Raw genomic sequence first — 22,014 nt, 5'->3', positions numbered from 1 at the left:
GATTCCTTTAATAATCAATTATTTATTATCACAGATACGGAGACCAGGCAGGGAATTTTACCTGTCCATCAGTCGCCGGAAGACGCGCTTTGAAACGCCCATCTGTAGAAACCAGATTCAGCACGGATCCCATCCCCTGAGAAGAGCTGTAGATAACCATAGTGCCGTTAGGTGCCAGACTTGGCGTTTCATCCAGGAACGTTGACGACAGAACTTGTACGCCACCCGCTACCAGATCTTGTTTGGCAATGTGCTGCTGGCCGCTGGCCGAGCTCACCATTACCATAAATTTACCGTCGCTGCTGACATCCGCATCCTGGTTTTGCGAACCTTCCCAGGAAATACGCTGCGGAGTACCGCCGCCGACGCTGACTTTGTACACCTGCGGACGACCGGCCTGGTCAGAAGTAAAGGCCAGGTTCTGGCTGTCCGGGAACCAGGTTGGTTCGGTGTTGTTGCTGCGACCGTTGGTCACCTGACGAATCTGACCAGAGCCCAGATCCATCACGTACAGGTTCAGGCTACCGGTTTTCGACAGCGCGAAGGCCAGCTTGCTACCGTCAGGCGAGAATGCCGGCGCGCCGTTATGCTGCGGGAACGAGGCAATCTGACGCACCGCTCCGTTGGCCAGAGTCTGCACGACCAGCGCAGAACGACCGCTTTCGAAAGTGACGTAAGCCAGTTTAGAACCGTCCGGAGACCATGCCGGAGACATCAGCGGCTGCGGAGAACGGTGGACGACAAACTGGTTGTAGCCGTCGTAGTCGGAAACGCGCAGCTCATACGGGAACTGGCCGCCGTTGGTCTGGACAACGTAAGCAATACGGGTACGGAACGCGCCCTTAATCGAGGTCAGCTTCTCAAATACCGCATCGCTGGCGGTATGACCCGCATAGCGAAGGTACTGTTTAGTCACCTTATAGGAGTTCTGCGCCAGAATCGTGCCCGGCGCACCGCCGGTGTCGACCAGCTGGTAGGCTACGTTGTAAGAACCGTCCGGGTTTGGCGTAACCTGGCCGACGACTACGGCGTCAATGCCCAGCGCGGACCATGCGGCAGGTTGAACTTCCTGCGCGGTTCCCGGCTGCTGAGGCAGACGCGAGCGATCCAGCGGGTTGAATTTACCGCTGTTGCGCAGGTCAGCCGCCACCACACCGCCAATATCTTCAGGTGCAGCACCCGGCCCGGCCCACTGGAACGGTACAACGCCGATCGGGCGTGCCGAGTCCACCCCTTGGGTGATCTCGATACGTACTTCTGCGTGCAGCACAGCCGCCCACAGCATTAAAAAACCAAATGCTACTCGTAATGCCTGCTTCATCATATCTCCCTTATCCGGGCGGAAAGCCCACGATAATTTAGCAGAATGTTAACAAACTCAAATACACAAAACTACCAAAACCCGGTGACAACCATAGATTGTTTTGCCCCGTTTGCACGGGGAAAACTATTACAGTTTAAAGTCTAGTTTGGCATCTTTTATTTTCTCATAAACTGCCTGGCTAGGTGGTTTCGGAATCCTCGCCGTTTTGGCCGCCGTCAATGCAGCCTGGCAAAGAGCCGGATCCCCACCTTCCTGTTGTATATCAAGCAATTGACCATCAGGCCCCAGCTTAATATGCAGCACACAAGACTTTCCTGCATACAAATCAGCACCGTACAAACGGCTCTGAATAGCATTACGAATCTGCGATGCGTAGCCGCTGATATCTGCGCCAGACGCCCCGCCGTTGCTGCCCGAAGTGCCGGTTGCATTCGCCGGCTGCCCCTGACCTTTCGCTCCGCCACCTTTCGGCGCATTCTTACCCGAGCTCAGATCGCCGAGCAGGTCGTCAACGCCGTCAGCTTCTTTAGCTGCCGCGGCTTTCTTCGCGGCGGCGGCTTTACCGGCTGCGGCCTTCGCTGCGGCGGCCTTAGCCGCTTTTTCTGCGGCAGCTTTTTCCGCGGCCTCGGCTTTGGCTGCCGCTGCTTTCTCTGCAGCCGCTGCAGCTTTATCTGCCGCGGCTTTTTCAGAGGCGGCTTTGGCTGCAGCCGCTTTCTCTGCCGCAGCCTTCTCGGCGGCGGCCTGTTTAGCCGCGTCCTGCTGTGCTTTCTTCTCAGCCTGCTGCTGCGCTTTTTTCGCCGCGTCGGCTTCAGCTTTCTTCTGCGCGTCTGCCGCAGCTTTCGCCTCGGCTTTCTTCTGCGCGTCCGCTGCAGCTTTCGCCGCTTCCGCTTCCGCCTGCTTTTTCGCATCAGCGGCGGCCTTGGCTGCGGCAGCTTCCGCTACTTTAGCCTGAGCATCCGCCTTCGCTTTTGCATCGGCGGCGGCTTTCGCAGCCGCTTCCTGCGCTTCTTTCGCCTGAGCGTCAGCCTTCGCTTTCGCCGCTGAAGCCGCTTTCTCTGCGGCTTCTTCAGCCTGCTTCTGCTGTTCTTTCGCTTCTTTAGCCGCTTCCTGAGCCTGCAGGCGGTCCTGCTCCAGCTGCTTCAGGCGCTCCTGCTCTGCGGCTTGTTTTTCACGCAGCTCTTCGGCCTGCTGCTGAGCCTGCTTTTCGCGTTGCTCTGCGGCGCGGCGCGAACTGGCCTGCTGCTGCTGCTGACGGTTGTAGTTGTTAACGACCGCCCCAGGATCGACCATCACCGCATCAATAGAAGAGCCTCCTCCTCCACCGGATGAGGTATCCAGATGCTCATCGAACGAACTCCAGATCAGCAGCGCGATCAGAAAGATGTGCAGCACGACTGAAACTATGATGGCTCGTTTAAGCTTGTCGTTTTGTTCGGTTGCCTTTGACACTATCGGTTCCCAAAAACTGTTCGCCTGTTCCCGCTCTTCTCGCAGGCGACGAGCCTGTTTCTCTCGTCGCCTGCGTCCTGCGGGCGCACATATCTGAAGCGATTAAATAGGCTTGGTCATTAAGCCAACCGATTTAACCCCTGCGCTATGCAACAGGTTAAGCGCTTTAATAATTTCATCGTAAGGTACGTCCTTCGCACCGCCGATCAGGAACACCGTTTTCTCATTGGCCTCGAGTCGGCGCTTCGCTTCGGCAATAACCTGCTCCGGCGGCAGCTGCGACAGCGTTTCCTGGCCAACTTTCACGCTGTACTGCCCGACGCCGGAAACTTCAACGATCACCGGCGGTTCGTCGTTGCTTTTAACCGCCTGCGATTCGGTAGCATCCGGCAGGTCGACCTCTACGCTCTGCGTAATGATCGGCGCTGTTGCCATAAAGATCAGCAGCAGCACCAACAAGACATCCAGCAGCGGAACGATGTTGATCTCGGACTTCAGTTCGCGACGTCCGCGTCCACGTGCTCTGGCCATGGCTTACCCCTTATTGCTTTCGCTGCTGGTAAAAGCCTGACGGTGCAGAATCGCGGTGAACTCTTCCATAAAGTTGTCGTAGTTCAGTTCAAGTTTGTTCACCCGCTGGTTCAAACGGTTATAGGCCATTACCGCCGGGATTGCGGCAAACAGACCGATTGCCGTGGCGATAAGCGCTTCGGCGATACCCGGCGCAACCATCTGCAGAGTCGCCTGTTTCACCGCCCCGAGAGCGATAAAGGCGTGCATAATCCCCCAAACGGTACCAAACAGGCCGATATAAGGGCTGATGGAGCCGACTGTTCCCAGGAACGGGATATGCGTTTCCAGGGTTTCCAGTTCGCGGTTCATGGAGATGCGCATAGCGCGCGAGGCCCCTTCGACCACCGCCTCAGGCGCATGGCTGTTGGCGCGATGCAGGCGGGCAAATTCTTTGAAACCACTGTAGAAAATCTGTTCCGAACCGACCAGATTATCGCGACGCCCTTGGCTTTCCTGATACAGGCGAGAAAGCTCAATACCCGACCAGAACTTATCTTCAAAGGCCTCAGCCTCGCGGGTTGCGGTATTGAGGATACGCGTTCTCTGAATAATAATAGCCCAGGAAGCGATAGAAAAACCAATCAAAATCAACATGATAAGTTTAACCAGAAGGCTGGCCTTCAGGAACAAATCAAGGATATTCATGTCAGTCACTGCTTAAACTCCGCGACAATAGACTTGGGAAGCGCACGAGGCTTCATTAAGAGTGGATCAACGCACACAATGAGAACCTCAGCTTCGTTTAACACTGTATTCTCGGCGTTGACGATTCGCTGCGTGAAGACCAATGAGGTGCCTCGCATCGAAGATATTTCCGTCTGGATTTCGAGCATGTCGTCGAGTCTGGCGGGCGCAAAATATTCAAGCGTCATTTTGCGAACCACGAAGGCAACTCGCTCAGCCAACAAAACCTGCTGACTGAAGTGATGGTGACGCAGCATCTCCGTACGTGCTCTTTCATAAAAAGCGACGTAGCTGGCGTGGTAAACCACACCACCGGCATCGGTATCTTCGTAGTAGACCCGAACCGGCCATCGAAACATATACTTATTCATTCCTGCTGCCTCTTTGTTGGCTTCGTCCGCTCACGCCAGTCACTTACTCTTGTAAGCTCCCGGTGAGTTGCGTACCTGCCGCCGCGATGCATTGAGAATGCCGTTGTATATCGCGTTGTGTTCACTTTACATCCCGGTAATGCAAAAAAAGATTAGTGCTTTCAAACTTCGCTACTATACGCGCGGGAATCGTGGTTTGGAATGGGAGAAAGTAAACGGCGAGTAAATTTTTATGGGCTTATGCAAGCCCATGAGGTTACCAGAGTTCTCTTATACTTTTATCGTTCAAAAGAAGAAAAAGAAAAGCCCTGTAATGAGGACAATGTCAGCGATGAGTGGACAGAAAATCCCCTGCCAGAAGACGGCGCGCGGACGAAAGCCCACGCCGTGGATAACGCCGGCGCAAACGGCCCACATCAGCAGGAAACCATGCCAGATTTCAAGCTCGCTGGTTTTCGCCGCAAAGCGCGACGGGTCCCAGAAAATGCAGCCCGCCAGCAGCAGCGCCATCAGCAGAGAAAGCGCCCTGAGCGGGCGCTTATCCATTATCGCATAGATATATTTTATCATTCGTGTTGCCTCCTTGTTGGCTATGCCCGCTCACCCCAGTCGCTTACCACCGTAAGCTCCCGGGGATTCCCTGGCTTGCCGCCTTGATGCAACCCGACTGATTTCGTATATCGCGTTGCGATAACTATCATCAGTGTTCTTCTTTACCTGCTTTGGTGGCTTCCACGTGCTCAAGCGCCAGCGCGGTGATAACCCCAAAAGCACAGGCAAGAAGCGTTCCCAAAATCCATGCGAAATACCACATATATATAGCTCCTTACCTTAGTACAGCGAGTGGGTGTTCTTTTCGATGTCTTCTCTGGTGATGCGGCCAAACATTTTCCAGTAACACCAGCTGGTGTAGCCCAGAATAATCGGCACAAAGACAATCGCCACATAGGTCATCAGGTTCAGCGTCATCTGGCTGGAGGTCGCATCCCATATGGTCAGGCTAACGTTCATCATCGTGCTGGAAGGCATGATGAACGGGAACATAGCGATGCCCGCAGTCAGGATGATACACGCCAGCGTGATGGAGGAAGAAACAAACGCCAGAGCGCCCTTCTCCATACGTGAGGTCAGAATAGTCAGCAGCGGCAGCACGACGCCCAGCGCAGGGATCGCCCACAGCGACGGCATGTTATTGAAGTTGACCATCCACGCGCCGGCCTGACGAGCGACTTCTTTAGTCAGCGGGTTAGACGGCGCTGCGCGATCGATAACCGAGGTCACTACGTAACCATCGATACCGTAGACCACCCAAACGCCTGCCAGCAGGAAGCAGACCAGCGTCACCAGTGCCGCAACCTGTGAGGTTACGCGAGCGCGCAGGTGCAGTTCACCGACGGTACGCATCTGCAGATAGGTCGCGCCCTGGGTCAGGATCATCGCCACGCTAACCACGCCGGCCAGCAGACCAAACGGATTCAGCAGCTGGAAGAAGTTACCCGTGTAGTACAGGCGCATATATTCATCCATGTGGAACGGCACGCCCTGCAGCAGGTTACCGAACGCAACGCCGATCACCAGCGGCGGCACGAAGCTACCGATGAAGATGCCCCAGTCCCACATGTTACGCCAGCGGGTGTCCTCAATCTTCGAGCGGTAGTCGAAACCCACCGGACGGAAGAACAGAGACGCCAGCACCAGAATCATTGCCACATAGAAGCCGGAAAACGCTGCGGCATAGACCGTCGGCCAGGCGGCAAACAGCGCGCCGCCCGCGGTAATCAGCCATACCTGGTTTCCGTCCCAGTGCGGGGCAATGGAGTTGATCATGATTCGACGCTCGGTGTCATTACGACCGAGGAAGCGGGTGAGCATCCCCACCCCCATGTCGAAGCCATCGGTGACGGCAAAACCAATCAGCAGAATGCCGATCAGCAGCCACCAGATTAAACGCAATACTTCATAATCGATCATTTGACGACTCCTGTCTTAGCGTGCCGGCTGAGTAGTCGCGGAAGACTGCTCAAAATGGTAGCGACCGGTTTTCAGGCTGCTTGGGCCACGGCGTGCGAATTTGAACATCAGGTACAGCTCCGCCACCAGGAACAGGGTGTACAGACCGCAAATCAGCAACATCGAGAAGATCAGGTCAGCGGCGGTCAGCGAGGAGTTCGCCACGGCGGTCGGCAACACCTCACCTATCGCCCACGGCTGACGGCCGTATTCAGCAACGAACCAGCCGGATTCGATGGCAATCCACGGCAGAGGAATCGCGTAAAGCGCGATGCGCAGCAGCCATTTTTTCTCGCCGACCTGATTGCGGATAACCGTCCAGAACGAGGCCGCAATGATACCCAGCATCAGGATGCCGCAGGCAACCATGATACGGAAGGCAAAGTACAGCGGAGCCACGCGAGGGATCGAGTCCTTCGTTGCCAGTGCAATCTGAGCTTCCGTCGCGTCGGAGACGTTAGGCGTATAGCGTTTCAGCAGCAGACCGTAGCCAAGGTCTTTTTTGATGCTATTGAATTCATCACGAACGGCCTGATCTTTCGAACCGGCACGCAGCTCTTCCAGCAGGGTGTAGGCTTTCATCCCGTTGCGAATACGCGCTTCGTGCTGCACCAACAGCTCTTTCAGACCGGTAACCTGCTTATCCACGGAGCGGGTGGCGATAATCCCCAACGCATACGGGATTTGAATCGCGAAGCGGTTTTGCTGCGCATCCTGATCGGGAATACCAAACAGGGTGAAGGCGGCTGGCGCCGGCTGCGTTTCCCATTCGGCTTCGATAGCCGCGAGTTTAGTCTTCTGCACGTCGCCCATTTCGTAACCGGACTCATCGCCGAGTACGATAACGGAGAGAATAGCGGCCATACCGAAGCTTGCCGCGATGGCGAAGGAGCGTTTAGCAAAGGCGAAGTCACGACCGCGCAGCATATAGTAGGAGCTGATGCCCAGCACGAACATCGCGCCGCAGACGTAACCAGAGGCGACGGTGTGGACAAACTTCACCTGAGCGACAGGGTTCAGGACCAGCTCGGAGAAGCTGACCATCTCCATACGCATGGTTTCGAAGTTGAAGTCCGAGGCGATCGGGTTTTGCATCCAGCCGTTAGCAACAAGGATCCACAATGCGGAAAGGTTGGACCCCAGAGCCACCAGCCAGGTCACCGCCATGTGCTGTACTTTGCCCAGACGATCCCAGCCGAAGAAGAACAGACCGACAAAGGTAGATTCAAGGAAGAAGGCCATCAGCCCTTCAATGGCCAGCGGCGCACCGAAGATATCGCCCACGTAGTGAGAGTAATAAGACCAGTTTGTCCCGAACTGGAACTCCATGGTCAAACCGGTTGCTACACCCAGCGCAAAGTTGATACCAAACAACTTGCCCCAGAATTTGGTCATATCTTTATAAATCTGTTTGCCGGAAAGGACGTAAACCGTCTCCATGATGGCCAGCAGGAACGCCATACCAAGCGTCAGTGGCACAAAAAGGAAGTGGTACATCGCGGTCAAGGCAAACTGTAAGCGCGACAGTTCGACTATATCTAACATCATGACTCCTTGCTCATCGCATGAAGACTCCGAGAGTGAACCCCGTTAGAAAGGGTCACACACATGCCCCAATACAAATTTATTTGCGCCCTTTCGCCGCACCCTTTCTTCCTTTAAGAGGAAACGGTAATGGTGAAAAGTTACAAACATGTTAAAAAAACACCCAAATTGATCCCGTGGTTATATTACGCTGCAAATCCCTTACAATAAATAGGTTTTTATTGAGATAAATTTGCGCTTTTCGACAGCGATCAATTTATAGCGAAAATACCGGTTTTCAGCCAATTTGATCGGCGACAATTTAACTCCATTTCTCATTTTTTTCCAACAGTTAAACATTGATTTAAATCAATTTTCATTTTGAATGTTAATTATGTTTACTATGTACAACGCTAGTAAACGGCAGGTTAAAGATATGTTTTGTGAAGGTGTCATCAGTTACTAAAAAATGATAGTCGATTTATTTAAAGCCGGATCGCCTTTTAAGCCGGGGAAACAGTGCCGGGGTTGGCCACTATCGGCAAATAATGTCGCGTAGCTCACGGATTTTTTTTATCAAGTTATTACCCGTTTAATTTCTACTTATTTTATTTATCATTGTTTTTACTTACACTTAACACCGCAGGGAAACTATCGCCGAATCGACAAAATCGGGATACCGCCCCGCCGCCGGCTCCTCAGTTCCGCAAATGCGTAGCGCACCGCCGCTGATGGCGCAAAGAATAATTCCGCGCGTTGGCCTACCCTCTCGCCTTCAGCGCCTGCCAACAAAAATGAATATATAACAGACGTTTTCGCTGTTATTACCTACATTAAAAAATGTATCTACCGAAAAACGTAATTCCCTTTGGAAATTTCTTCACGCCGTTTATCACATAATTAAAAAGCAATTCCGCGACGTTATTAAATATTGATTTCACCTCGGCGGTAAAATAACAGCCCGCCTATAAATATAAATTCATGCTTATTTAAAGCGCTGTTCATCGCCCGCACTCCGCAAACAAAAACGGAAGTAACCCTTTGATTGCTATTGATTTAACAGGGGTTATTCAAGTATAAAGCCATCGTTCTTTTCGATCGTCGGCGATCCCGAGGGTGGCTCAAAAAAACTAATCCGTGTTATTCGTATTATTACCGCTGAGCATCATAGCCGGCGTGATCGAAAAATTCGAGGATAGCAGAGAGGCTGGCGTAAAAAAGGCCACCGGAAGGTGGCCAACCATGTCGAAACTGGACCAGCCCCGGTCTATTCAATAGCAACCATCAAATAGCAGGGGCCGTTTATTACATTTACTTAATGATAGATTTCAGCGCTTCGCCGATATCTGCCAGGCTACGGACGGTTTTCACACCGGCCGCTTCCAGGGCAGCGAACTTCTCGTCAGCCGTACCTTTACCGCCAGCGATGATGGCGCCAGCGTGGCCCATACGCTTGCCTTTCGGCGCGGTCACACCGGCGATGTAACCTACCACCGGCTTGGTCACGTGCTCTTTGATGTAGGCTGCCGCTTCTTCTTCAGCGCTGCCGCCGATCTCACCGATCATCACGATCGCTTCGGTCTGCGGGTCTTCCTGGAACAGCTTCAGGATATCAATGAAGTTAGAACCCGGGATCGGGTCACCGCCGATACCGACGCAGGTAGACTGGCCGAAGCCGTAGTCAGTAGTCTGCTTAACCGCTTCATAGGTCAGCGTACCGGAACGGGAAACGATGCCCACTTTACCCGGCTGATGAATGTGACCCGGCATGATGCCGATTTTGCATGCGCCTGGGGTGATAACGCCCGGGCAGTTAGGGCCGATCATGCGTACGCCAGCTTCATCAAGCTTCACTTTCACGGTCAGCATATCCAGCGTCGGGATACCTTCGGTGATGGTGATGATCAGCTTAATGCCCGCATCAATAGCTTCCAGAATGGAGTCTTTGCAGAACGGAGCTGGTACATAGATAACGGTCGCGGTAGCGCCGGTTGCGTCAACGGCTTCGCGCACGGTGTTAAACACCGGCAGGCCCAGATGCGTGGTGCCGCCTTTGCCCGGCGTAACGCCGCCGACCATTTGCGTACCGTAAGCGATCGCCTGTTCGGAGTGGAAAGTCCCCTGGCTACCGGTGAAGCCCTGGCAGATAACCTTGGTATTTTTATCAATTAAAATGGACATTATTTCCCCTCCACTGCGGCAACAACCTGCTGTGCTGCGTCCGTCAGACTTTTCGCTGCAATAATATTCAGGCCGCTGTCAGCCAGTTTCTTCGCGCCCAGTTCGGCGTTGTTACCTTCCAGACGAACGACCACCGGAACGTTAACGCCAACTTCCTCTACCGCGCCGATGATGCCGTCGGCGATCAGGTCGCAACGAACGATACCGCCGAAGATGTTAACCAGTACGGCCTTAACATTGCTGTCGGAAAGGATGATTTTGAATGCTTCGGTAACGCGCTCTTTGGTTGCGCCGCCGCCAACGTCAAGGAAGTTAGCCGGTTCGCCGCCGTGCAGCTTAACGATGTCCATGGTGCCCATCGCCAGGCCTGCGCCGTTAACCATACAGCCAATGTTGCCGTCCAGAGCAACGTAGTTCAGCTCCCACTGCGCCGCCTGAGCTTCACGCGGGTCTTCCTGAGACTGGTCGCGCATTTCACGCAGATCCGGCTGACGGAACAGGGCATTGCCATCGGCGCCCAGCTTGCCGTCGAGGCAGATCAGGTCGCCCTGCTTAGTGATTACCAGCGGGTTGATTTCGATCAGCGCCAGGTCGCGCTCCAGGAAGATGGTCGCCAGGCCCATGAAGATTTTGGTGAACTGCTGAACCTGCTTACCTTCCAGACCCAGTTTGAACGCCAGCTCACGACCCTGGTAAGGCATCGGGCCCGCCAGCGGGTCGATGGCAATTTTGTGGATCAGGTGCGGAGTTTCTTCCGCCACTTTTTCGATTTCCACGCCGCCTTCGGTGGAAGCCATGAACACTACGCGACGGGAGCTACGGTCAACTACCGCACCAAGATAGAGCTCTTTGGCGATATCGGTCGCAGCTTCAACCAGGATCTGGTTAACCGGCTGGCCGTGCGCATCCGTCTGGTAGGTCACCAGGCGTTTGCCCAGCCAATGTTCAGCAAATGCGCGAATGTCTTCTTTGCTGTTAACTACTTTCACACCGCCCGCTTTACCGCGGCCACCAGCGTGAACCTGACATTTCACTACCCACGGACCCGCACCGATTTTTGAAGCGGCTTCTTCTGCTTCACGCGGAGTAGTACAGGCATAACCCACCGGCGCCGGTAAGCCATAGCGGGCAAACAGTTGTTTCGCCTGATATTCATGTAAGTTCATGTGTTCAGTCCATCCTTCAGGTAATCGTTATCATTTAGTCTGTAAGGCGATAAATCGCGGTTTACAGCGCTGATGATGTTTTTATTGGCCCGGTAAGCTGAACGCTGCCGGGCCATGTTCGCTACACGTCCAGCAGCAGACGAGTCGGGTCTTCCAGCAGCTCTTTAATCGCTACCAGGAAGCCTACCGATTCACGCCCATCGATCAGACGGTGGTCGTAGGAGAGCGCGAGGTACATCATCGGCAGAATTTCCACCTTGCCATTGACCGCCATCGGACGATCTTTAATAGCATGCATACCCAGAATTGCGCTCTGCGGTGGGTTGATGATTGGCGTAGACATCAGAGACCCGAAGACGCCGCCGTTGGTAATGGTGAAGTTACCGCCAATCAGATCTTCTACGGTCAGCTTGCCGTCGCGGCCTTTCACTGCCAGCTCTTTAATATTCTTTTCGATATCCGCCATGCCCAGCAGATCAACATCGCGCAGAACCGGCGTTACCAGGCCACGCGGCGTCGATACGGCCATGCTGACGTCGAAGTAGTTGTGATAAACCACGTCGTCGCCATCGATGGAGGCGTTCACTTCCGGATAGCGCTTCAGCGCTTCCACAACCGCTTTCACGTAGAAGGACATAAAGCCCAGACGGATGCCGTGACGTTTTTCAAACGCGTCGCCGTACTGCTTACGCAGATCCATAATCGGCTTCATGTTGACTTCGTTGAAGGTCGTCAGCATGGCGGTGGAGTTTTTCGCTTCCAGCAGACGCTCGGCTACGCGTTTGCGCAGGCGGGTCATCGGAACGCGTTTTTCAGAACGGTGGCCCAGCTGAGCAACCGGAGCAGCGGCCGCAGCCGGCGCTTTGGTTTCCGCTTTAGCCGGCGCTGCCGCCAGATGTTTTTCAACATCTTCACGGGTCAGACGGCCGCCAACGCCGGAGCCTTTAATCGCGCTCGCATCGAGGTTATGTTCAGCCAGCAGGCGACGGATCGCCGGGCTGAGCGCATCGTTGCTCTGCTCTTCCAGAGAAGCCTGCTGACGCTGAGCCGGGGTGGACTCTTTAGCATCGGCTTTCGCGCCGGACTCTTTGCCCGCGCTGTTGCCTTCGCGCAGACGACCAAGAATTTGACGAGAAAGCACGGTCGCGCCTTCATCTTCCAGCACTGCTTCCAGAATGCCGTCCGCTGATGCCGGTACTTCCAGTACCACTTTGTCAGTTTCGATTTCCACCAGCACTTCATCACGCTGGACGCTATCGCCCGGTTTTTTATGCCAGGTTGCAACGGTCGCGTCAGCTACGGACTCAGGCAGATCGGGAACCAGAATATCTACGCTACTCATTATGTATCCTTTAATTAATCGACGTTCAGCGCGTCATTGACCAGATCTTGTTGCTGTTTCTGGTGAACGGACATATATCCTACCGCCGGAGAGGCGGAGGCCGGGCGGCCTGCATAGCGCAGAGAGGCCCCAAATGGAATCACTTCGCGGAAGTGATGCTGGCTGCAGTACCACGCGCCCTGGTTGAGCGGTTCTTCCTGACACCAGACAAAATCATGCACCTGCGCATAAGGCTTCAGCGCTTCCTGTACCGCCTGATGCGGGAACGGATAGAGCTGCTCTACGCGCACGATAGCGACATCTTTTTGGTCGTTTTTACGACGCTGCTCCAGCAGGTCGTAATAAACTTTACCAGAGCACAGCACCACGCGCTTCACGGCTTTCGGGTCAAGATCGTCCACTTCGCCGATCGCCGGCAGGAAGGTGCCGTTTGCCAGCTCATCGAGGCTGGAAACCGCCAGCGGGTGACGCAGCAGCGATTTCGGTGACATCACCACCAGCGGACGGCGCATACCGCGCAGCGCCTGACGACGCAGCATGTGGTAAACCTGAGCCGGGGTCGACGGTACGCAGACCTGCATATTCTGCTCGGCGCAGAGCTGCAGATAGCGTTCCAGACGCGCGGAGGAGTGCTCCGGGCCCTGGCCTTCGTAGCCGTGCGGCAGCAGCATCACCAGGCCACACATCCGGCCCCATTTCTGCTCGCCGGAGCTGATGAACTGGTCAATAACAACCTGGGCGCCGTTGGCGAAGTCGCCGAACTGGGCTTCCCAGATGGTCAGAGTGCGCGGTTCAGCGGTTGCATAGCCGTATTCAAACGCCAGAACCGCTTCTTCAGAGAGCACGGAGTCCCAGACTTTAAAATGCTCCTGGCCGTTATGCACGTGCTGCAGCGGAATATAGGTTGAGCCGTTCACCTGGTTATGAATAACCGAGTGGCGGTGGAAGAAGGTACCGCGACCGGAGTCTTCACCGGACAGACGAATCGGAATACCCTCATCGACCAGCGTCGCATAAGCCAGGTTTTCCGCACCGCCCCAGTCAAACAGCTTCTCGCCGGCAGCCATCGCCTGACGATCGCCGTAGATTTTGGCGACGCGAGACTGCATTTCAATGCTTTCAGGCACGGTGCTGATACGCTTAGCCAGCTCCTGCAGGCGCTTCATCTCCACCTTGCTCGGGTAGCTCTCATCCCACTCGTGGTTGAGGTACGGCGACCAGGTAAAGGAGTGCAGGTTCATCGGACGCCACTCTTCTACCACGCATTCGCCGGCATCCAGCGCATCACGGTAGAGGTTAACCTGCTCGGTGGCGTCTTCCAGCGTCGACACTTTGTCCTGCTCCAGCTTGTCCGCATAGATTTTGCGTGGAGTCGGATGTTTTTTGATTTTCTGGTACATCAGCGGCTGGGTTGCGCTCGGCTCGTCGGCTTCGTTATGGCCGTGACGGCGGTAGCACACCAGGTCGATCAGAACATCGCGTTTGAAGGTATTGCGGAAATCCAGCGCCAGGCGGGTAACAAAAGCCACGGCTTCCGGGTCATCCGCGTTAACGTGGAAGATCGGCGCCTGAACCATTTTACCGATATCGGTGCAATACGGCGTAGAGCGCGCGTCCAGCGGGTTCGAGGTGGTGAAGCCCACCTGGTTGTTGATAACAATACGTACGGTACCGCCCACTTCGTAACCGCGGGCTTTCGACATGTTCAGCGTTTCCTGAACCACGCCCTGACCGGTTATCGCGGCGTCGCCGTGAATGGTAATCGGCAGCACTTTATTGCTGCTTGGCTCGTCCAGACGATCCAGACGGGCGCGCACGGAACCGATAACCACCGGGCTGACGATCTCAAGGTGCGACGGGTTAAACGCCAGCGCAAGGTGTACCAGACCGCCTTCGGTTTCCATATCGGAAGAGAAGCCCATGTGGTACTTCACGTCGCCGGTGCCGAGATGTTCTTTATGCTTGCCGGCGAACTCGTCAAACAGATCCTGCGGCTTTTTACCGAGGACGTTGACCAGCACGTTCAGACGGCCGCGGTGCGCCATGCCCAGCACCACTTCGCGGGTGCCGCTTTTGCCAGCGTGGCGGATCATCTCTTTCAGCATCGGGATCAGCGCATCGCCGCCTTCCAGCGAGAAGCGTTTCGCGCCCGGGAATTTCGCGCCAAGGTAGCGTTCCAGACCTTCAGCGGCGGTCAGTTCGCTTAAGAAGCGTTTTTTCTCTTCAGCGGTAAAGCTGGCTTTCCCTGCTACCGATTCAATACGCTGCTGGATCCAGCGCTTCTCTTCAGTAGAGGTGATATGCATGTATTCCGCGCCGATAGCGCCGCAGTAGGTCTGTTTGAGCGCTGACAGCAGCTCGCCCAGCTTCATCGTATCTTTGCCGATGGCAAAAGAACCTACGTTATAACTTTCCTGGAAGTCGGCCTCGGTCAAATCGTGGTATGCCGGGTCTAAATCCGCCACTCTATCCTGTTTCCACAGTCCCAGCGGATCGAGATTCGCGTGCTGGTGGCCGCGGAAGCGATAGGCGTTGATGAGCTGCAGGACTTTAACCTGCTTCACATTGGTGTCAGGGTCGGAAATCGAAGAAGTGTAACGTGAGGCATCCTTCGCCAATCGACGGAAATAATCACGCGTTTTGGAATGAAATTGATCCGGTTTGACTCCGGTGCCAGGTAACTGCTGGAACATAGAACGCCAGTTGGCGTCAACAGAGTCAGGATCGGTTAAGAAGTCTTCATAGAGCTGTTCTATCCAGCTCTGGTTCGAACCAGAGAGGTAAGAAGAGTCCAGCCAGGCTTTCATTGCGCCGTTCTGCATCGTGATCCCTTAAGCATTTATATGCTTATTTCGCCGTAGAAACTACCACGCACATGGATTGTACGTGCCGGGGTTCACTTGTTGCGGACGAGTTGTGGCTTCTGCATCCGCGAAGGAACCTTTAAAAACTGCCATTAATCTTCGGCGTTCAGGCTGCGGTTGCGTTAGCTGCCTTCACTTACCCCGGTCACATAGTTCACTATGCTCCCGGGGATGCGTTCAGTTGCCGCCTTACCTCGCTCTGAACGCCTTGATTACTGGTACATATTTGGCGGTTTTTAAAGATTTCCTGCCATCCCCTTCATACTTCAAGTTACATGTGCGTTGGCTTTCCTCACTCACCCCAGTCACTTACTTGAGTAAGCTCCTGGGGATTCGCGGCGTCGCCGCCTTCCTGTAACTCGAATTATTTAGGGTATTCATTTCCCGGCGGCACAAACGCTGCCGGGGCTACTGCTTCGGGTAGCCCGGATAAGCGATAGCGCCATCCGGGACAGACCGGGTTACTTACGCACTGCGCTGCAGCAGCATCGACTTGATATGGCCGATGGCGCGCGTCGGGTTCAGCCCCTTAGGACAAACACTGACGCAGTTCATAATGCTATGACAGCGGAATACGCTGAAAGCATCGCTCAACCCTTCCAGGCGGCTGTCGGTTTCGGTATCGCGGCTATCGATCAGGAAGCGATACGCCGCCAGTAATCCTGCCGGGCCGACAAATTTGTCCGGGTTCCACCAGAAGGACGGGCAGGACGTTGAACAACATGCGCACAGAATACATTCGTACAGCCCGTCGAGTTTCTCACGCTGCTCAGGCATCTGCAGATGCTCACGAGCCGGAGGATTTTGCCCATTATTCAACAAGTAAGGCTTAATCTTCTCATATTGTGCATAGAATTGCCCCATGTCTACAACCAAATCGCGGATAACCGGTAAACCTGGCAGCGGACGGATAACAATTTTCTTACCCGGCTTATTCAGCGCGGAGATCGGCGTGATGCACGCCAGACCGTTTTTACCGTTCATGTTCAGACCGTCGGAGCCACAGACCCCTTCACGGCAGGAACGACGAAATGAGAGCGACGGGTCTTTTTCCTTCAGCTGCATCAGGGCGTCCAGCAGCATCATGTCGCGACCGTCTTCCGCTTCCAGGCTGTAATCCTGCATATGCGGAGCATCGTCAACGTCCGGGTTATAACGATAAATTGAAAACTCGAGTTTCATTTTCCTGTCTCCGCATTAATAAGTACGAATCTTCGGCGGGAATGCCGGGCGCAGCTTCGGTTCCATGTTGACGCTACGACGCGTCATGGCTTCCGACTCTGGCAGATACAGGGAATGGCACAGCCAGTTTTCATCGTCACGTTCCGGGAAGTCGAAGCGGCTATGCGCGCCACGGCTTTCGGTACGGAAGTTGGCAGAGACCGCCGTTGCGTATGCGGTTTCCATCAGGTTATCCAGCTCCAGGCACTCAACGCGCTGGGTGTTGAACTCGCTGGAGGTGTCGTCGAGGCGCGCGTTTTTCAGACGCTCGCGGATCGCCTTCAGCTGCTCAAGCCCTTTCGCCATCGCATCGCCTTCGCGGAATACCGAGAAGTTGTGCTGCATACATTCCTGCAGCGCTTTGCGGATTTCGGCCGGGTCTTCGCCGTTACGGTTGCCGTTCCAACGGTTCAGGCGCGCCAGAGAAGCATCAACTTCTTCTTCCGTCGCGTCGCGAAGCTCGCCCTGCTCGGCGATAGATTCCTGCAGATGCACGCCGACCGCGCGGCCGAACACCACCAGGTCAAGCAGCGAGTTGCCGCCCAGACGGTTAGCGCCGTGGACCGATACGCAGGCAATTTCGCCGACGGCGAACAGCCCAGGGATAACGACATCTTCGCCCTGCTCGTTAACGGTCAGCGCCTGGCCGCTTACTCTGGTCGGAATACCGCCCATCATATAGTGGCAGGTTGGGATAACCGGAATCGGCTCTTTAACCGGGTCAACGTGCGCAAAGGTACGCGACAGTTCGAGGATACCCGGCAGGCGGGATTCGAGAACTTCTTTGCCCAGATGATCAAGCTTCAGCTTGGCGTGCGGGCCCCACGGACCATCGCAGCCGCGGCCTTCACGGATTTCGATCATGATGGAACGCGCCACCACGTCACGACCCGCCAGGTCTTTCGCATTCGGGGCATAGCGCTCCATGAAGCGTTCGCCGTGTTTATTCAGCAAATAGCCGCCTTCACCGCGGCAGCCTTCGGTGACCAGCACCCCGGCTCCGGCGATACCGGTCGGGTGGAACTGCCACATTTCCATATCCTGCACCGGAACGCCGGCGCGGATAGCCATCCCAACGCCGTCGCCGGTGTTGATGTGGGCGTTAGTGGTTGATTGATAAATACGACCTGCACCACCGGTAGCCAGCACGGTCGCACGGGCCTTGAAGTAGACCACTTCACCGGTTTCGATACACAGCGCGGTACAGCCAACGATCGCGCCGTCGGCGTTTTTCACCAGATCCAGCGCGTACCATTCGGAGAAGATAGTAGTGTGGTTTTTCAGGTTTTGCTGATACAGGGTATGCAGCAGGGCGTGGCCGGTACGGTCAGCCGCCGCCGCGGTACGTGCCGCCTGCTCGCCGCCGAAGTTTTTCGACTGGCCGCCAAACGGACGTTGATAAATGGTGCCATCTTCGAGACGCGAGAACGGCAGGCCCATATGATCCAGTTCGAGAATCGCTTCCGGACCGGTTTTGCACATATATTCAATGGCGTCCTGGTCGCCAATATAGTCCGACCCTTTTACGGTGTCGTACATGTGCCATTCCCAGTTATCTTCATGGGTATTACCGAGCGCAACGGTGATGCCACCCTGAGCGGAAACGGTATGGGAACGAGTAGGGAACACTTTGGAGAGCAGCGCACAGGACTGGCCGCTCTGGGAAATTTGCAGCGCCGCGCGCATACCTGCGCCACCAGCACCAATCACAACAGCATCAAATTCTCTGACAGGCAATTTCATTACACACCCCACACCACAACAAATCCATAAAGAACGTAAGCCACCAGCGCAACAACGATAAGCAGTTGCAGAACCAGGCGCACAGCCAGTGGTTTAACGTAGTCCGTCAGTACCTGCCACATACCGATCCAGGCGTGGATCAGGATGGAGACGAGGGCCAACAGGGTGAAGACTTTAGTGAACGCGGAGGAGAAAAAACCCGTCCAGACTTCCCATGAAATTTCACCCGTGGTGGCAAAAAAGCCGACCATATAGATGATGTAGAGGGTCAGAACGATAGCGGTGGCACGAACCAGAATGAAGTCATGTACGCCGTTGCGTCCCAGTGCTGAGGCGTTGCTTACCATACGAGGACTCCTGCGAGAAGTGAAAGCACGACAGTAATAACAAAAGAAATCTTGGCGGAGCGTGTCCCTACTTCGAGGGTTTCTTCCAGGTAGCCAAAGTCCATCATCAGGTGGCGGATACCAACCACAGCGTGATAAGCCAATGCGGTCAGAATGCCCCACATAATGAATTTCACGAAGAAGCTATCCATAATGGATGCTGCAGTGAGGAAACCTTCGGGAGAGGAAAGACTGGTGCCCAGCAGCCAAAGCAGAATCCCGACCGCCACGAAGGTGATCACACCGGATACGCGATGGAGAATGGACGCTATCGCCGTGATTGGGAACCGGATCGTTTGCAGATCCAGATTGACAGGTCTTTGTTTTTTCACATTTCTTACCATGAATAACGCCCACATGCTGTTCTTATTGTTTCCTTCCTCCGGTCTGCTTGCGGGTCAGACAGCGTCCTTTCTATAACCTGTAGTCATGAATAACCCCCTTTCCAGGAGCGAAAACGTGACCAAACAACGCTGGGTGGCTCGGGATTGCAGGGTGTTCCGGAGACCTGGCGGCAGTATAGGCCGTTCACAAAATCATTACAATTAACCTACATATAGTTTGTCGGGTTTTGTCCCGAACAGTGATCAATATCACGATAACAACATTATTTTAAAATTTAATCACCTGATTTGACAAATATTAAACATTCTTGTTACAACCATCACCAGATAAATGCAATAATGCTCAAAAGTTATGGGGTCACTCTTTCACCTGAGAATAAGTTATGCAACAGTGTGACGGTATTGACCAATGTAATCAGGACGGTTATTAGTGGTATAACGATTTTCAAATTCGGGCTGCTAAAACGCTGATTTGCTGTTATTTCGTCGTAAACTGAAAACGTTCCATCAAGCGCCTTTGCTCTGTACCCTGCCAATTCCGCTGTCGCAGAGCTGTGTGCAACATAACAAACTGGTAACGTAATCAGGCACGAGCCGAAGGCAAATCCCCCCCGGCAGTCTTAAGCAATAAAGGCGCTAAGGAGACCATAAATGTCTGATGCAAAAGCAAAAATCACCCTAGGTGGTGATACTGCTATCGAACTGGATGTGCTAAAAGGCACGCTCGGCCAGGATGTTATTGATATTCGTAGTCTTGGTTCAAAAGGCGTATTTACCTTTGACCCTGGTTTCACTTCAACCGCATCGTGTGAATCTAAAATCACTTTTATCGACGGTGATGAAGGTATTCTGCTCCACCGTGGTTTCCCGATCGATCAGCTAGCGACCGAGTCCAACTACCTCGAAGTATGCTACATCCTGCTGAACGGTGAAAAACCGGATCAGGCCCAGTACGAAGAGTTCAAAACCACCGTTACCCGCCACACCATGATCCATGAGCAGATTACCCGTCTGTTCCATGCGTTTCGTCGCGACTCGCATCCGATGGCGGTGATGTGCGGTATTACCGGCGCGCTGGCGGCGTTTTATCACGACTCCCTGGACGTTAATAATCCGCGCCACCGTGATATCGCAGCGTTCCGTCTGCTGTCCAAAATGCCGACAATGGCAGCCATGTGTTACAAATATTCAATCGGCCAGCCTTTTGTTTATCCGCGCAACGACCTCTCCTACGCGGGTAACTTCCTCAACATGATGTTCTCCACGCCGTGTGAAACCTATGAGGTAAATCCGGTACTGGAACGCGCAATGGACCGTATTCTGATCCTCCACGCTGACCACGAACAGAACGCCTCGACCTCAACCGTCCGTACCGCAGGCTCCTCAGGCGCGAACCCGTTCGCCTGTATCGCTGCGGGCATCGCCTCCCTGTGGGGACCGGCGCACGGCGGCGCAAACGAAGCGGCGCTGAAGATGCTGGAAGAGATCAGCTCCGTTGAACACATTCCGGAATTTGTTCGTCGCGCGAAAGATAAAAATGACTCTTTCCGCCTGATGGGCTTCGGCCACCGCGTGTACAAAAACTACGACCCGCGCGCCACCGTAATGCGTGAAACCTGCCATGAAGTGCTGAAAGAGCTGGGCACCAAAGACGATCTGCTGGAAGTGGCGATGGAGCTTGAGCATATTGCGCTCAACGACCCGTACTTCATCGAGAAGAAACTCTATCCGAACGTCGATTTCTACTCCGGTATCATCCTGAAAGCGATGGGCATTCCGTCCTCCATGTTTACCGTTATCTTCGCGATGGCGCGTACCGTAGGCTGGATTGCCCACTGGAACGAAATGCACAGCGACGGCATGAAAATTGCCCGTCCGCGTCAGCTGTACACCGGCTACGACAAACGCGATTTCAAGTGCGACATCAAGCACTAAGCCAGATTTCGGCAACAAAAAACGCGCCTTCAGGGCGCGTTTTTTTATGGCTGCTCGCGATAGGCGCTTGCCCGTCTACGCGCAGGGTTAGCAAGCGCTTTAAAGCTGGCAGCCGGGGCACCAGTAGAACGGTCGGGATGAGAGCATGGTTCTCTCGATAAGCGTGCCGCAGCGTTCGCAGGGCTCGCCGTCGCGGTGGAAAACCTTAAAACGAAACAGCGCCCCATGATGCAGATTGTCATCCACCTGGCCGCGGGTACTGTAGGATAAACGCGGGATCTCCAGCAGCGCCTGCGCCAGAGCATCAAGCTGCCCGTCCGTCAGCTCCGAGGCCTTGTGCCGCCCGGTCAACCCCACCTGCCAGAGGATTTCGACGCGCAGATAGTTGCCCAGCCCGGCGAGGAATGCCTGGTCCAGCAGCAGGCCGGAAAACTGACGCTGACGGAATTTTGCCGATAGCAGACGGGCCTTTACCTCTTCAGGCGTCAGGGTCATATCCAGCACGTCGGGGCCCACCCGGAGTAAGAAAGGGTGTACTGCCAGCTGCGCCGGGGTCAATATTTCAATATCCGAAGCGCTGTAGAGCAGCACCGCCTTCTCCGCCGTCTGTAGCCTGACGCGCAAAATGCGGTTGGTCGACGGCTGCTCTCCTGCCGCCGCCACGCGCCACACGCCGTACAGCTGATTGTGGCTGTACAGCGTCAGCCCGCCGGAGAAATGCGTCAGCAGCGCTTTGCCGCGCGTCTCAATATGCGTCACCCACTGGCCCACCAGCTCAGGCTGCCAGGGCTGCAGCTGCGGGAAGGCAAACCACACCTCGGTCAGGGGCTCGCCTTTAATCGCCAATTCCAGGCTGTCCGCCGCGCGGCGGATTTCCGGACCTTCCGGCATAATGTC

General features: G+C 54.7%; 20 protein-coding genes. 2 read left to right on the top strand and 18 right to left on the bottom strand.

The window, feature by feature from the left end; all coding sequences use genetic code 11:
• Nucleotides 1-28 precede the first annotated feature (28 nt).
• The 17 genes from tolB to sdhC all read right to left on the bottom strand — a co-directional run bounded on the left by tolB (nt 29) and on the right by sdhC (nt 19,197).
• Nucleotides 29-1,321: a Tol-Pal system beta propeller repeat protein TolB gene (gene tolB / locus GO007_RS02660; protein WP_041144645.1), complete on the bottom strand. Its 1,293-nt coding sequence runs from the start codon at nt 1,319-1,321 to the stop codon at nt 29-31.
• Nucleotides 1,322-1,450: 129 nt separating this feature from the next.
• Nucleotides 1,451-2,773, bottom strand: coding sequence for a cell envelope integrity protein TolA (gene tolA / locus GO007_RS02655; protein ID WP_095095176.1), 1,323 nt, complete (start codon nt 2,771-2,773; stop codon nt 1,451-1,453).
• Nucleotides 2,774-2,875: 102 nt separating this feature from the next.
• A complete protein-coding gene (gene tolR / locus GO007_RS02650) occupies nt 2,876-3,304 on the bottom strand; it encodes a colicin uptake protein TolR (RefSeq protein ID WP_015367661.1) in 429 nt (142 codons plus the stop codon).
• A 3-nt stretch (nt 3,305-3,307) separates the two neighbouring features.
• Nucleotides 3,308-4,000 carry a Tol-Pal system protein TolQ gene (tolQ, locus tag GO007_RS02645; protein ID WP_095095173.1) on the bottom strand — a complete coding sequence of 231 codons (693 nt, stop codon included), beginning with the start codon at nt 3,998-4,000 and terminating at the stop codon, nt 3,308-3,310.
• A complete protein-coding gene (gene ybgC, locus GO007_RS02640; RefSeq protein ID WP_041144642.1) occupies nt 3,997-4,401 on the bottom strand; it encodes a tol-pal system-associated acyl-CoA thioesterase in 405 nt (134 codons plus the stop codon). The genes tolQ and ybgC overlap by 4 nt, the downstream gene beginning before the upstream one ends.
• Nucleotides 4,402-4,686: 285 nt before the next feature.
• Nucleotides 4,687-4,971 (bottom strand): cyd operon protein YbgE, encoded by a 285-nt coding sequence (gene ybgE / locus GO007_RS02635; RefSeq protein WP_095095170.1) that lies wholly within the window; start codon nt 4,969-4,971, stop codon nt 4,687-4,689.
• A gap of 130 nt (nt 4,972-5,101) precedes the next feature.
• Nucleotides 5,102-5,215: a cytochrome bd-I oxidase subunit CydX gene (gene cydX, locus GO007_RS02630; RefSeq protein ID WP_004100325.1), complete on the bottom strand. Its 114-nt coding sequence runs from the start codon at nt 5,213-5,215 to the stop codon at nt 5,102-5,104.
• 17 nt (nt 5,216-5,232) lie between these two features.
• Nucleotides 5,233-6,372 carry a cytochrome d ubiquinol oxidase subunit II gene (cydB, locus tag GO007_RS02625; RefSeq protein WP_095095165.1) on the bottom strand — a complete coding sequence of 380 codons (1,140 nt, stop codon included), beginning with the start codon at nt 6,370-6,372 and terminating at the stop codon, nt 5,233-5,235.
• A 15-nt stretch (nt 6,373-6,387) separates the two neighbouring features.
• Nucleotides 6,388-7,956: a cytochrome ubiquinol oxidase subunit I gene (gene cydA / locus GO007_RS02620; protein ID WP_095095162.1), complete on the bottom strand. Its 1,569-nt coding sequence runs from the start codon at nt 7,954-7,956 to the stop codon at nt 6,388-6,390.
• A gap of 1,290 nt (nt 7,957-9,246) precedes the next feature.
• Entirely contained in the window at nt 9,247-10,116 is an 870-nt protein-coding gene (gene sucD / locus GO007_RS02615) for a succinate--CoA ligase subunit alpha (protein ID WP_041144638.1), read from the bottom strand.
• Nucleotides 10,116-11,282 (bottom strand): ADP-forming succinate--CoA ligase subunit beta, encoded by a 1,167-nt coding sequence (gene sucC, locus GO007_RS02610; RefSeq protein WP_095095160.1) that lies wholly within the window; start codon nt 11,280-11,282, stop codon nt 10,116-10,118. Before sucC ends, sucD begins: the two co-directional genes overlap by 1 nt.
• Nucleotides 11,283-11,403: 121 nt before the next feature.
• Nucleotides 11,404-12,624, bottom strand: a complete 1,221-nt coding sequence (gene odhB, locus GO007_RS02605) for a 2-oxoglutarate dehydrogenase complex dihydrolipoyllysine-residue succinyltransferase (protein ID WP_095095157.1) — start codon at nt 12,622-12,624, stop codon at nt 11,404-11,406.
• A 14-nt stretch (nt 12,625-12,638) separates the two neighbouring features.
• On the bottom strand, nt 12,639-15,446 hold the full coding sequence (sucA, locus tag GO007_RS02600; RefSeq protein WP_045854500.1) for a 2-oxoglutarate dehydrogenase E1 component: 2,808 nt from the start codon (nt 15,444-15,446) through the stop codon (nt 12,639-12,641).
• A 507-nt stretch (nt 15,447-15,953) separates the two neighbouring features.
• Entirely contained in the window at nt 15,954-16,670 is a 717-nt protein-coding gene (sdhB, locus tag GO007_RS02595) for a succinate dehydrogenase iron-sulfur subunit SdhB (RefSeq protein ID WP_095095154.1), read from the bottom strand.
• 15 nt (nt 16,671-16,685) lie between these two features.
• Nucleotides 16,686-18,452 (bottom strand): succinate dehydrogenase flavoprotein subunit, encoded by a 1,767-nt coding sequence (gene sdhA / locus GO007_RS02590; protein ID WP_095095151.1) that lies wholly within the window; start codon nt 18,450-18,452, stop codon nt 16,686-16,688.
• A complete protein-coding gene (gene sdhD, locus GO007_RS02585; protein ID WP_041144632.1) occupies nt 18,452-18,799 on the bottom strand; it encodes a succinate dehydrogenase membrane anchor subunit in 348 nt (115 codons plus the stop codon). The genes sdhA and sdhD overlap by 1 nt, the downstream gene beginning before the upstream one ends.
• Nucleotides 18,793-19,197: a succinate dehydrogenase cytochrome b556 subunit gene (sdhC, locus tag GO007_RS02580; RefSeq protein ID WP_045854497.1), complete on the bottom strand. Its 405-nt coding sequence runs from the start codon at nt 19,195-19,197 to the stop codon at nt 18,793-18,795. The genes sdhD and sdhC overlap by 7 nt, the downstream gene beginning before the upstream one ends.
• 324 nt (nt 19,198-19,521) lie before the next feature.
• Here sdhC and GO007_RS29690 point away from each other — a divergent pair, with 324 nt between their 5' ends.
• Both GO007_RS29690 and gltA read left to right on the top strand, forming a co-directional pair.
• Complete coding sequence (locus GO007_RS29690) at nt 19,522-19,653, top strand: hypothetical protein (protein WP_421672170.1); 132 nt, start codon at nt 19,522-19,524, stop codon at nt 19,651-19,653.
• A gap of 180 nt (nt 19,654-19,833) precedes the next feature.
• Nucleotides 19,834-21,117, top strand: a complete 1,284-nt coding sequence (gene gltA / locus GO007_RS02575) for a citrate synthase (protein WP_095095145.1) — start codon at nt 19,834-19,836, stop codon at nt 21,115-21,117.
• Between the two features lie 99 nt (nt 21,118-21,216).
• Here gltA and nei read toward each other — a convergent pair whose 3' ends face one another.
• On the bottom strand, nt 21,217-22,008 hold the full coding sequence (nei, locus tag GO007_RS02570) for an endonuclease VIII (RefSeq protein WP_095095142.1): 792 nt from the start codon (nt 22,006-22,008) through the stop codon (nt 21,217-21,219).
• Between the last annotated feature and the right edge of the window lie 6 nt (nt 22,009-22,014).

Origin of the sequence: Klebsiella sp. 10-1 (genome assembly GCF_009758445.1) — a bacterium.
Lineage (GTDB): Bacteria > Pseudomonadota > Gammaproteobacteria > Enterobacterales > Enterobacteriaceae > Klebsiella > Klebsiella scottii.
The sequence above is the reverse complement of the archived record's forward strand: the minus strand, read 5'-3'. Positions and strand labels throughout refer to the sequence as shown.